The organism is Capnocytophaga sp. oral taxon 864 (assembly GCF_002998835.1).
Classification (GTDB): domain Bacteria; phylum Bacteroidota; class Bacteroidia; order Flavobacteriales; family Flavobacteriaceae; genus Capnocytophaga; species Capnocytophaga ochracea.
In genome coordinates this window covers 2,507,574-2,519,936 of the sequence record NZ_CP027232.1, presented here as the reverse complement: position 1 = coordinate 2,519,936, position 12,363 = coordinate 2,507,574, and the positions used below count along the sequence as shown (strand labels likewise).

The following is a 12,363-nucleotide window of genomic DNA, read 5'->3' as shown; positions in this document are numbered from 1 at the left end:
TTTATTCTGTGCATAACTTAGAGAAAAGACACTTAAAACTAATATTAATAATATATTTTTCATATAAATTATTTATTTAATAGCAATTTTTGACTTTTTTCTACGCTTTCATTTTAGTAAAGTGTAAAGGAATATATTAAAAAACCTTCCTCTAATAAATTTCAAAGGGGAATATTGAGAAACTAACACAACAAAACTTTCTATTTCTTAGTTGCTCGTTTAGGTTTTTCAAGTGTTTTTATTTCATTACCTAAAACCGTAATTACTTGATTGTTAGAAATAGGTCGCAAATCTACTTTCTGTGAATATTCATTTACTATTTTTTGAGTAACTTCCTTATATGGAAAGTTCAAATAATGAGGCAAAAAGTAAAAATCTACCAAATGTAATCCTGAATAATCAGTTAATTCTGGAGCTTTTTTAGTTTCATCCATATCACTAACGAACTCAATATTAGGAGAAGCAATGATAGAACCTGCCGAAGTACCTATGTACAACTTTCCGTTATTAATTTGTTCCATAAGTAGTTTGTCAGCTCCTTTCTTTTTTAGTTCCTGCATTAGGTAGAACGTATTCCCTCCAGAAATGAAAATATAATCATTTCGTTCTAATGCTGTGGCTATTTCTTCAGTAGTAGCGGTAGAAACTTCTAATTCTTCTATGATAATCCCTAATTTTTCAAAGGCTTTTCTATCATCATCGACATAAAAACGCACTTTTTCTACCAAACTTGCTGTTGGAATAAATACGATTTTCTTTCCATTTACTGGTTCTCCTGCAAAATCTTCAAACAATTTGGCTACTGAACTGAATGATGAGGTTAAAAATAATCTTTTCATATTTTCATTTTCGTTATTCGATAGTGTATTTTGTCCCATAGAAAGATAAAAAACACCACATAATATTGTTGTTAGTATTAATTTCATTACTATTTTTACAAAATCAACGTATCGTAAAGGTACGTAAATTACTCCTTGTTGAATAATTTACGTACCGTTGATACGTGTAAATGAGTTATTTTTAACTCTCTTTGGTGCCATTGCTTGCCGTTTTTGGATTCTTTTTGGCACGTGTAGACCTACTTGCTTTCAGCGCTACGAGCTTATCAATATGAATATTGATACGTGCAATAAGCTGATTAAGGGTTTCAGTGGGTTGTATCACAGCAAGAGCATTGAGATGCATAATGATTTCGCGATATACCACATCGATGTCTTTGCGAATGAGCCTGAGTGCGCGAGTCCCTGCGATAGTAGAAGCCCTCTCATCGCGGCGTGTTCGGTAGAGCTCCATAAAGGTGTTCTCGGCTTCTTCAAGCCAATTCACCCATCGCGCTAACGAAATCTTCTTAACCGCTGCCGCATACTTATCGGTGCGAAGGTCTTGAATGAGGTTTTGTGTCTTGCTGTGTTGCGACTCGAAACTCTCGGAAATGATATTGCCATAGGTTTTGAGCAATATCTTAATAAGCACTGCCGCCTCGCGTTCCTCTTTCGTAGGACTGTAATAGGCTTCGTTCACGCAAGCCGAAAGCCCTCGAAACATATTGTCGCGATTGCGGTCTAATTCCTTCAAGCGATGCGTGTGCTCACTCTTGGCAACCACCTCAAGCGATTTGTTTTCCTCCTCTACCAAAGGCGTAAACTTACCCAAAAGGGTAGCGAGCGATTCAATATTGGCTTGTTCTAACGCCAATTTCACTTCGGTTACGAACCCGTAATGTTCGTGGTTCTGTAAACTTGCAATAGCAAGTCCTTTAATTCTTTTATTCATAATGAATCTCGGTTATAATTTGTTAAGAAATAATGCTACAACAAACGTACCAAAAGCCTTGATTTTCTGTATAAATTAGCCGTCAGAAGTGTTAAACTTTAAGATTTAAAACTTTGAAAAGATATATAAACTAATTATTGTTTAGCAAATTCTTCTAAAAACTTCCTATATAATGGTACACTTCTCTCTATCCATTCGATTGTACTGTTCATCTCGATGCCGTAATAGGCAAAAAACGGACGATAATCGGCGTGAATGTATTCGAACGTGAGTTCAAAAGGACGCAACAATTCCTTAAGGGTGTATTTATATTTTTCGTTATGCGCATATTCACGCTCATCAATACCTGCCGAAATGGCAAGCGTTACCCTTTTTCCACCTACTTTATAGCCGCTTTTGCTTCCGTAAGCCCAACCGTAGGTAAGGACTTCGTCTTGCCATTTCTTTAACAATGGGGGCATACTAAACCAATAGAGCGGAAACTGAAATACAATGTGGTCGTACTGCTCTATCAGTTGTTGTTCCTTCCTGACGTCGATATGTTCGTCGGGGTATGCTTTGTACAACTGATGTATGGTATATTGCTCTGGGTATTTCTCGAGCTCCTCAATCCAACGTTTGTTGATGAGAGAATCCTCTATATGAGGGTGTGTTATTATAATGAGTGTTTTCATTCGATATGAGCCGCACGGGCAATTAATGATTTAATTAAATTGTTAATATATTTAAATTGCTTAATCAATTCACGAATAATCAAAAGTGAATAGTACGATACGGCTTACAGGCTCGTAAAGCATAATGATAGCATCGATACCGCCACCATACCAATCGTAACTTGCCGTTTCTGCAATAAAATAGAAAGGGTTTCCTTGATAGGTTATACTAATCCCATCGTTAGGGAGGTTATTACCTATTTCTATTTTCATATCAAATGCTTTCGGATATTCATCACTTTCAATAGTTGTAGTCCAATTTCCGTCCCATATATCTCCCCCAAATCTGTTTAAGTAGTTCACTTTATTCAGTTTTCCGTCGTATTCAGGAGAATATAAATTAATTAATGACCCGTATTTTTCAAAATTTGCTTTGCTTTTCTCGTAGCCTTTCTGCATTTCCTGAAATTCCTTTTCTTCTTCGGAATTGAAATCCCAGTCGTGAATGGCTGTTCTTTCAAAAAATCCTTCTTTTCCCAGAAACTCAAACTTATTATCATCAGTCAGTTTAAAGGCTAACCAATTCGTAGCAGTATATTCATTATGATATTCAGTAGTATTATAGCCTATATAAACCTCGTAAGGCTCAAATGGACTGAGCATATATACCTTTTGTCCTGCCCATTCGGGGTTGATTTCTGCCAAATCGATACTCATCAGGGGCAAAAAATGCTTTTTGAGCCATTGTTGGTCTTTCGTAAAGATGTCTTCTGCCTTAGGGAACGCCTGCAAATGGTCGTTCAATTCTTGAATGTTTTCTCTTGATTGCATAATGATAATTATTTAAGGTTTATGAATTTAAGGCAAATTGTCATTCGCCCCTACGCATACCACAAAAACGATGTTATGAATAATCAAAAGTGAATAGCACGATACGACTCACGGGCTCGTAAAGCATAATGATACCATCGATATGCCCATCACACCAACTATAGTTAGGAGTACTTGCTACAAAGTAAAAGGGGTTTCCTTGATAGGAAATTTTAATCCATTTATCAGAATCTTCATCTTCATAATCTAATTTCATATCAAAAGCCTTTGGATATTCTTTGCTACTAATTGTACCTACCCAATTTCCTCCTATTATATGTCCTCCTAATATATCTAAAAATTTAGTAAAGTTAGGTTTCCCATCATATTCAGGAAACTGTAAGCTCACCAATGAACCGTATTTCTCGAAATTTGCTTTACTTTTCTCGTAGCCTTTCTGCATTTCTTGAAATTCCTTTTCTTCTTCGGAATTGAAATCCCAGTTATGATATTTAGTTCTTTCAAAAAATCCTTCGTTCCCTAAGAACTCAAACTTGTTATCATCGGTGAGTTTGAATGTTATCCAGTTAGGGGCAGTGTATTCATTGTGATATTCGGTAGTGTTTCCCCCATATATCCTATATTCGCCTCAAAAGGGCATAACATATATACCTTTTGCCCTGCCCATTCGGGATTGATTTCTGCCAAATCGATACTCATCAGGGGCAGAAAATGATTTTTGAGCCACTGTTGGTCTTTCGTAAAGATGTCTTCTGCCTTTGGGAACGCCTGTAAATGGTCGTTTAATTCTTGAATGTTTTCTCTTGTTGTCATAGTATTTTGTTATTTATAAGACTTGTCGGATGAATCAGACTAGTCAGACGAGTCAAATAACGACTTTGACAAAGTTTAAAACTTTGCTAAAGTGTTGGGCGAACAGCCATTCGCCCCTACCTCCAGCCACCACCAAGGGCTTTATACAAGGTAATGCCATACTGCATACGGGTAAACTGTGCGTTGGCTACACTAAGCTCGGCATTGAGGCGGTTTACTTCGGCTGTAATGACCTCTAAATAATTCACCATACCGCTATCGAACAGTTGTTTGGAATAGTCGGTAGCTTCTTGATAGGCTTTCATTTCTTGGGTTTTGAGTTGAATGAATTCGTCTTGCGAACTAAATTGACGCATTGCATCGGATACTTCCTTGCCCGCTGAAAGAATTGCTTTCTTGAAATTCAGCAAAGCGGTTTCTTGAGCAGCTTTCTGCACTTCGTATTGGGTGCGAATTTGTCGGCGATTGAGAATAGGTTGTGCCAATCCTGCTATAAAATTAGCAAACATTGATTTGGCAGAAAACCAAGTATCGAGTTCGGTACTACTGATACCTCCACGAGCGGAAAGAGTAAGCGTAGGATAGAAATTGGAACGCACTACATTCGTAAGTTCAAAGGCGTTGCGCAAGTTCAGTTCGGCACGTGCCACATCAGGACGATTTTCGAGCAGGCTTACCGCATACCCTTGACGAAACTGTGTTGGGAATTGTTGCTCAGCAAGCGTGCTTCGTTCTATCGTATGAGGCTCTTCACCCAAGAGTACACAGATGGTGTTCTCCAATGCCCAAACGCTATTGTTGATTGTAATGAGTTGCGCCTGTGCGTTGTACACGAGTGCTTCGATTTGTTTGGTTGCTACTTCGGTAGTAGAACCTGCTTTTTTGAGTTGTTTGGTAGTTTCTAAACTTTTGGTGCGAAACTCAATAGTTTGTTCGAGTACTTTTTTCTGTTCGTCGAGCATCAGTAGTTGGTAATAAGCGGTTGCCAAAGTAGCGACCACTTCGGATTGTACTGCTTTTTGGGCTTCCAAAGTTGCTAAATAAGAGGCATAAGAAGCACGTTTTTGAGCGGATAGTTTACCCCAAATGTCGGCTTCCCACGAAGCGTTACCTGTGATATCGAATAGATTGTTGTAAGTACGGTCGGGAGCACCACCTCCAGCATTTAATGATGAGGTGCTACGAGTATAGTTAGCTCCCACCGAGAGGGTAGGAATAAAAGCTGCCTTACTTTGTTTGAGGTAGGCTTGTGCTGAAACCACATTTTGCATCGCTACACGCACATCGAGGTTATTGGAAAGTGCCTTGCTGATGTGTTGTTGCAAGAGCGGGTCGGTGAAGATATTGCGCCACGAAAGGGTAGCATCGCTTTGGGCATCGGTAGCGGGGCTTTCAGTACGGAAGAGTTTTTCGTCTATGGCTTGTGGACGCTCATAGGCTTTGCGTCCTGCACAAGCGGTAAGGGTAAGGGCTACGGTTACTATAGCCAGTGATTTATAAATGATTCTGTTCATACAGTAATGTTCAATTGACAATTAATATTTAACATAGACTTTTGCCAAAGGTCGTAGCACGACAAGCAAATCGTAGCACGGTAAGCACTAAAATTTTAGCAAGGTTTACGATGCAAAGGCGACTTTTCAGTCTTCACTAAAATATCGGTTGTATTTTCTTGACAAGGCTATCCATTGAGATAGGTTGAGGTTTGATAACCGTACCCGTACGCACTTTGTTAAGTCCTTGCGCGAGAATGACATCACCGTTTTTAAGTCCGCTTTCTACCACAGCATAGTTATCGGCGCGGCTTTTAAGGGTGATGATAGCTTGTTTGAGGGTGTCGTTCTCTACTTTGTACACAAATACCTTTCCTTGTTGCTCAAAAGTAGCAACTTCGGGGATTACAAGTGAGTTACTAAAATGTTGCGGTATCTTGATAGTCCCACTGTTGCCATTGGTAAGCAACTTGTTAGGGTTAGGGAAGGTAGCACGAAATTGTATGCTACCGGTAGTAGGGTCTATTTGTCCGGTTACGGCTTGTATTTTGCCTTTCTCGGCATATTCTTGTCCGTTAGCTAATACCAAAGAAGCCTCAGGTAAGTTTTTAAGTTTCTCGGCAGTGGTTTTGCCTTGGGTATTGTCTAAGAAGTCGAGGTATTCTTTTTCGTTCATTGAAAAATAGGCATACACCTCTTTCACGTCGGATACGGTAGTGAGCACAGTGTTATTGGCAGTTACCAAAGCACCTTCACGGTAGTTAATCGCACCTACCACGCCGTTTACAGGTGCTTTTACTACGGCAAAACCAATGTTGCTGGCTACCTCGTTATAAGTAGCTTGGGCGCGTTGTAAGTTGGCTTTGGCTGTGGCGAGCTGGATAGGGCTCACAATGTTTTTCTGTACCAAAGGCACGAGTTTATCTACCTCTACCTTAGCGACCTCTACGGCTGCTTTGGCTGAAGCAGCTGACTGGTTAAGGGTTTGTGTTTCTAACTTGAAGAGCGGTTGCCCTTGGGTAACCACCTGACCTTCGTCTACCAATACTTTGGTAATATAGCCTGATATTTTGGCTTGTACGGCGCTGTTCACTACGCCTTCGATATTCACGGGGTAAGAAAGGTTAGACACGGTATTTTGTTCGCCTACGATAATCACAGGGTAAGGCACAGCACCTTGTGGTCGCTGTTGCTGTTGGTTTCCATTATTACAAGCTACCATTGCGATAGCGGTTGCTACTAAAAAGATTTTATTCATAATGTTTGTTATTTTAGATGTTAGAGGTTTTAGTTATCAAACAGGTCGGATAGGTCTGAGAGATAATTTTATTAAAAATAATACACTAAAAAGGAAGCGTTTGCAAAAAACACTTCCTTGTTTTTGTGGCGTTGTGAGGTCTGCTTTTACAATGCAAAAGTACACTAAAAAATTTTATAGACAAGTGCCGTGAGACGTTAATCTTTTGTTAAAGTTAGCTTTTAATGATTGATGGTTAGTGATTAATGGTCAATATGGTTTATCTGGTCGTATTCCACATTTGTTACGCCTTTAAGATTAGAAAAATAGGCTTTTGCCTGACGAATATCTTTATCTTGGGGTACTTTGATAGCTATTCCTTTGATAATTTTGTATTCATAAAGCATCTCTGCACCATATTTTTGTACTTCTTTTTTCAAATGAACCAATGTTTTTTGATTTTGATAGCTAATAATAAGATTATGCGTAATATTTTTAAGCATTTCTTCTTCAGAAGAGGAAGATTGCGCTACTTTTTGTGTGGTGAGACAGGAGAGCGCAAGGAGGCTCAATCCTACGAGAATTATCTTTTTCATAAGAAATAACAATTTTAAAATCTTCTACAAAATAAAGATTACGATTTATGTATTATAACTTTCGTGAACTTCCGTTAATAGGTTGTGTTTAAGTAACTAATACCTTTGATAATCAGCGCTTAGATATAGGAAGCTTATACGAATCTTGGAAGATTGGTATAGAAAAGACGAATGTATGCTCTACTAAAAACATAGGTGAAACGAAACTAAAACGAAACTCAGGTAGTGAACTATGCAAAGCAGACAAGACTGTATATGGTTTTTCAAGAGGTAGCTCAGCGGTAAATGGCAGTATAGAAAGGGCGAAGATAACGATTATAAATTAATTCTACAAATAATTTTGACCTTCTTTATTTGTTATTTGATAAAATATTGTACTTTTGCCACGCAATTTAAACAAGTGTTTTTTATAGAATGAAAAAAGTAATTTTATCAGCATTGTTTCTAACAACAATAGCAGTGGAAGCTCAGCAATCGTATGTAGGGCTTCGAGAAAGCAATTATTCGGGTATTTTTCCTGTAACTTCTAATCCTGCGAATATGATTAGTAGTAAGCGTTCTTGGGACGCTAATATTGCTACAGTGAACTTTGGTTTTGGCAACAACGCTATTAAACTCACGCCTAATATCACTGATAGCTTTAACGAGTACACACGCGTTGATACTCAGAATGCTATTTTTGGTTATAACAATATCAAAGCGAAGATAAATGTTGATGTGTTAGGACCCTCGGCTTTTGTGAAGATAAACGACCAGCATACAGTAGGGATTTTCTCTCGTGTGCGCCTTCTGGGCAATGTACGCAACGTAGATGCAAAAATGTTACAATCATTTGTTAGTAATTTAGATAAATTGGAACTCAAAACCCCTTACCAAGTGAACCTTAACGACCAAGAGATAGTGGTAAATGCTTTTTCGGAAGTAGGTTTCTCGTGGTCAGGTGAAGTGTATTTTGACGGTACTAACACGGTGAAAGTAGGAGCAAGTGCTAAATTGGTACAAGGCTCTGGTAATGTTTACGTAGGTTTTAAAGACTTTGAAGGTTCGGCTACACTAACGCCTAACACTGATAAGGACAAAGTAAACTTGAATATTCAATCGGCTAACGGAACTTTGGAAGTGCTTAACGGTGGAATGGACTTGGTTGATTTCGACAATGTAAAGGTAAACAAGTTGTATTTTAATTCAGAAGCTACTACTTTGGCTTTCGATTTAGGAGCTACGTATGAGTTTCGCAAGGACGGTTGCCCTCGTTGCCACAACAATCCTCACGATTTGCGTGTAGGGATTTCGCTAATGGATCTCGGGCGTTTACAATACACTGCGAATAAGAACTCTTACCGTTACAGAATGCCTGCAACACAAAGCACGACTTTAAGTCTAGACGACCTATCAGAAGAAAATTTGAAGAATCACTTTGATGGAACAAAGGCTACAGGCTCTAAATTGAGGTCATCACTACCTTCTACTTTTAACCTCAGCGCCGATTATCGCGTAGTTGATGCGTTCTACTTGAACTTATCAGGACAAGTGAATATAGCTTCTACAAAGGACAAAGAGCTTTACAACGCTACTTATGCCAATGAACTTTCACTCACTCCTCACTACGATACTAATAGTTTTGGGGCTTATTTGCCTATTTCATACAACCAAATATCAAAAGCTAATGTGGGAATTGCCTTGCGCTTAGGCCCATTAGTATTAGGGTCAAGCACTATTTTAGGCAATGTGCTTACCCGCTCAGCTAAAGAGTTTAACTTCTTCTTTGGGCTTCGTTTCGGTCACCAATCTTACCCCGTAGACCTTTAATTATTAATTTAATTTTACAACTTCATAATGGAAAAGGCTGTTCAGCATTTACTGAACAGCCTTTTATCTTTAATTATTAAGCATTAATTATTAAAATTCAAAACTTCCTACTTCAATCACCTCCTTAGCATTACTGAGGCGTACCGTGGTTTCTTGCTGTTTTTGCTGAGGCGTACCATAGTGAGTATAGAAAGTAATACGCAAGTTCACAGGCATCAGTTGCTTTTGTGAGCGAGTGCCAAAGTAATCCACTTGCACTTTGTACTTGCCTTTTTCAGCTTTCTTGAGCATAAATTCTTCAGGTCCGTAGCCTTGAGTAACATCACGTGAGATTTTACCTCCAAGGTAAGTAAGAGTGTTTCGGTAGTAACACTTCTCGTCTTTGGGGTCGGTTACCCATAAGTCCATATCGCAACTATCAGTATCCCAACTGAGCACTACTCGCACATCTACGGATTCTTTTTTGAGCAAACGTTTGTCGATATAACTCACGTCTATACCCTTGTGGCGTGCGACAAGGCTATTGATATCGTTCATTGTTACGATTTGTACATCGCCAAAACGACTGCTCCACTCGCTTGTAACTACTTTATAAAGGTTTTTCACGGCTTCGTTATAGGCACCTTCTTCGGCAAGTGCTAAGCCCAAATCACGAAAAGACTGTGGTTCTTCCTCACGCAGAGTTACCACCTTACGGAATACCCATACCGCTTCTTTCTTAGCATTGTAGTTACTGAGCTTGTAGCCTAACATACGCAACAACTGAGGGTCGTCTAAACCGAGCTCTGCCAAATTGGAAACTATCAAGATAGCTTGCTCACGATTACCTTTCTTAAAGAAATAGTCGGCTACATCTACATAAAAGGAAGGTGTGTTACCGTATTCTTTTTTGAGTTTGTAATAGGTTTCTACCGCTTTTGCTTCCTCAGTGTACTCCATTACCTTTAAATAAGGCGTATCAGGGTTATAGGCGTTGAGCTCTATTTTTGAGGCAGGTACAGGAACAGGACTTGCTGGGTTGCGTGATAAAGAAACATCTTTTTTAGCAGTAGTGTTACCACTAGGAGAATCAGCAACTCTACTATTTATAGCTCCCGTCATAGCTGCTTTTCTTTGTGGAGAATAACCTACTACAACTACTTCTTTTAATTCTGCACCTTCGTCAGCTTCTATAGCAGCAACCTCCTCACTTCTAACTTCCTGTGCTACCCCAGAAGCCACCCCTCTTATTCTTACAGGAGTATCATTAGAGTTATTAACATTTTTCTTAGGTTCAGTGCCTTTCACAGGATATTCGGTATGCCACCATTTACTTTGCTTTTCCGATTGCTCTACGACTCTATCCAAAATACGCTTAGCAGTATCCTCTTTTTGCTTTTGCTCATTTGCTAAGCGTTTGGAGTACTCCTGCTGTAATTCGGTAGGTGGCGTAATACGGTAACGTACATAATCTTCTACGGTTTCTAATACTATCAGCGAATTGCCTTCGGTTACAATGCCGTAATCACGTCCTACCGCATCTATTTGTTTTTGTTCAACACCTTCTCGTTGCAGTTGTGCAATTTGCTTCTCTGCCCATATACGGCGCAAAAGGTTGAACTCACTTTCAGAAGCATCGGGGTTTGCTACAAATTTTACTTCTTTTTGCACCATTACCTTTTTAGGGTAACCAAAACTAAGTACTAAGGTTGCTTCCTCACTTTGCAATTCACCTGCAAGGGTGAAATTACCTTTGCTAATAGTAGCTCCTTTCTCTGGGAAGATTTTGGTTACTTTACCGCTTTTCACTTCTATATCTAGCAGTTGGAAAGGTACAGTGCGTGCTACTTTTATTGCTTGCTCGGTAGTGAGGGTGGTCAAATCTATAAAGCTACCACCCGTAGCATTAGCGAGGTATTGCATTTTTGGAGTATTGGCAACCGCCGAAGCATTCACCACACTCACCGGTATTTTAGCTTGTTTTACCACTTCGTTTACAGAAAATTCTTTACTGCCAAAGTTAAAAATACCGTCGCTAAAAAGTAATATTTCATCTGTTTTGAGGTTGAAATCAATAGCATTACCATCGGTAGCACCATCGTATTGCAAACTTTCTAAATGCGATTTCAGTGCTTGCCAATTACCGTTTTTCACCTCAAAAGTAAGCGGTTTAGCAGAACGAATATTAAAAGTACTAAGCACTACCTTAGTGTCTTTAAGTTCCTTAAAATAAGCATCTAAGAAAGCAAACTCTTTTTCTCTATCGCGTTGGATTGCTGAGTGCGATACGTCCCATAAGAGTCCTATTTCCTTAGGAGTGGGGCTACTTTTAGCTTTGGTATCGCTCAAAGCTATATTGCCATAAAAATAGCTTTTACTGCCTTGGGTAGCGCTAATGGTTTGTGGTTTCTCAATTTTCGGGAAAGTAAGTGCAATGTTCTGGTTGAGCGTGAAGTTTTGCTTGCTTACCTCACTGATATAGCTATTGCGCGCTTGTTTGAAGTCTAATTGCAGACTGTTCTGAATATCTGCCTTTACAAAGCGTGATACTACCTCAGTACGCACCTTGAAGTTTTTAAGGGTTACGTTAGCCGTGATAGGCAAGAAGTAGTAATCTTGTCCGCCTCGTTCGTGTAGTTCTTGTTCAAAGGCGATGAGTACACGGCGAGTGCCTTTGGCAGGCATAGGGTATACACGCGCTTTAAAGTTGTTGCCTTCAGTTTTTTCTAATAAGCCTGGGTCTACACCCCTGCGCACAATATCCTCAAAGGCTTTGCGCCCTAAGGCTTTGTCTACTACCACACCTTCACGCAGTTTGCCATTGATATCTAAGGCAAAGCGCGACACCTGCTGTCCGTCGGCAAGCGGAAACTGAAACTCGCCTTCCATTACGCGGGTGTTGGGGTTGTAGAAGGTCATTTCCATAGTAGTAACAGCCGTTTGTCCTACCACTAATATATCTACTGAAAGGTCTTGCAATACCATCGGGTTGGCATTGCGCTCATTCACTACCTTCACCTCTGGCACTACCGATTTCTGTGCGGTTAGCAGTAAGGGAAGTAGTAAAGCTGTTGCTGATAAAAAATGCTTGATTCTCATTACTAAACAATGGTTTTGATGAAACTACTGTCTGTAAATCAAAGAGCGTACCAAATTTGCTAATCTACTAATTTTCACAC

General features: G+C 39.4%; 9 protein-coding genes and 1 pseudogene. 1 reads left to right on the top strand and 9 read right to left on the bottom strand.

The features are described from left to right. Positions 1 to 200: 200 nt before the first annotated feature. From C3V44_RS11270 to C3V44_RS11230, 8 genes and pseudogenes are all read right to left on the bottom strand, one after another. Positions 201 to 839 (bottom strand): peptidase E, encoded by a 639-nt coding sequence (locus tag C3V44_RS11270; protein ID WP_106096669.1) that lies wholly within the window; start codon positions 837 to 839, stop codon positions 201 to 203. Positions 840 to 1,020: 181 nt separating this feature from the next. Next, positions 1,021 to 1,773, bottom strand: a complete 753-nt coding sequence (locus C3V44_RS11265; RefSeq protein WP_106096519.1) for a DUF6261 family protein — start codon at positions 1,771 to 1,773, stop codon at positions 1,021 to 1,023. 134 nt (positions 1,774 to 1,907) lie between these two features. Further along, positions 1,908 to 2,447: an NAD(P)H-dependent oxidoreductase gene (locus C3V44_RS11260; RefSeq protein ID WP_106096518.1), complete on the bottom strand. Its 540-nt coding sequence runs from the start codon at positions 2,445 to 2,447 to the stop codon at positions 1,908 to 1,910. 69 nt (positions 2,448 to 2,516) lie between these two features. Beyond that, positions 2,517 to 3,257 carry a hypothetical protein gene (locus C3V44_RS11255; protein WP_106096517.1) on the bottom strand — a complete coding sequence of 247 codons (741 nt, stop codon included), beginning with the start codon at positions 3,255 to 3,257 and terminating at the stop codon, positions 2,517 to 2,519. A gap of 73 nt (positions 3,258 to 3,330) precedes the next feature. Then, positions 3,331 to 4,070, bottom strand: a pseudogene (locus C3V44_RS11250) (hypothetical protein). A 116-nt stretch (positions 4,071 to 4,186) separates the two neighbouring features. Then, complete coding sequence (locus C3V44_RS11245; protein ID WP_106096516.1) at positions 4,187 to 5,584, bottom strand: efflux transporter outer membrane subunit; 1,398 nt, start codon at positions 5,582 to 5,584, stop codon at positions 4,187 to 4,189. A 136-nt stretch (positions 5,585 to 5,720) separates the two neighbouring features. Continuing rightward, positions 5,721 to 6,821, bottom strand: a complete 1,101-nt coding sequence (locus tag C3V44_RS11240; RefSeq protein ID WP_002673355.1) for an efflux RND transporter periplasmic adaptor subunit — start codon at positions 6,819 to 6,821, stop codon at positions 5,721 to 5,723. A 242-nt stretch (positions 6,822 to 7,063) separates the two neighbouring features. After that, complete coding sequence (locus C3V44_RS11230) at positions 7,064 to 7,396, bottom strand: hypothetical protein (protein WP_106096515.1); 333 nt, start codon at positions 7,394 to 7,396, stop codon at positions 7,064 to 7,066. A gap of 414 nt (positions 7,397 to 7,810) precedes the next feature. On the opposite strand from C3V44_RS11230, the gene C3V44_RS11225 reads away from it, so the two are divergent. Beyond that, positions 7,811 to 9,205 carry a DUF5723 family protein gene (locus tag C3V44_RS11225; protein ID WP_106096514.1) on the top strand — a complete coding sequence of 465 codons (1,395 nt, stop codon included), beginning with the start codon at positions 7,811 to 7,813 and terminating at the stop codon, positions 9,203 to 9,205. A gap of 90 nt (positions 9,206 to 9,295) precedes the next feature. Here the strand turns inward: C3V44_RS11225 and C3V44_RS11220 are convergent, their stop codons facing one another. Beyond that, positions 9,296 to 12,283 carry a VIT domain-containing protein gene (locus C3V44_RS11220; protein WP_106096513.1) on the bottom strand — a complete coding sequence of 996 codons (2,988 nt, stop codon included), beginning with the start codon at positions 12,281 to 12,283 and terminating at the stop codon, positions 9,296 to 9,298. Between the last annotated feature and the right edge of the window lie 80 nt (positions 12,284 to 12,363).

Coding starts and splice junctions, on each gene's coding strand:
- C3V44_RS11265 (WP_106096519.1), bottom strand. CDS start 1,773: ATGAATAAAAGAATTAAAGGACTTGCTATTGCAAGTTTACAGAACCAC.
- C3V44_RS11260 (WP_106096518.1), bottom strand. CDS start 2,447: ATGAAAACACTCATTATAATAACACACCCTCATATAGAGGATTCTCTC.
- C3V44_RS11240 (WP_002673355.1), bottom strand. CDS start 6,821: ATGAATAAAATCTTTTTAGTAGCAACCGCTATCGCAATGGTAGCTTGT.
- C3V44_RS11230 (WP_106096515.1), bottom strand. CDS start 7,396: ATGAAAAAGATAATTCTCGTAGGATTGAGCCTCCTTGCGCTCTCCTGT.
- C3V44_RS11225 (WP_106096514.1), top strand. CDS start 7,811: ATGAAAAAAGTAATTTTATCAGCATTGTTTCTAACAACAATAGCAGTG.
- C3V44_RS11255 (WP_106096517.1), bottom strand. CDS start 3,257: ATGCAATCAAGAGAAAACATTCAAGAATTGAACGACCATTTGCAGGCG.
- C3V44_RS11245 (WP_106096516.1), bottom strand. CDS start 5,584: ATGAACAGAATCATTTATAAATCACTGGCTATAGTAACCGTAGCCCTT.
- C3V44_RS11270 (WP_106096669.1), bottom strand. CDS start 839: ATGAAAAGATTATTTTTAACCTCATCATTCAGTTCAGTAGCCAAATTG.
- C3V44_RS11220 (WP_106096513.1), bottom strand. CDS start 12,283: ATGAGAATCAAGCATTTTTTATCAGCAACAGCTTTACTACTTCCCTTA.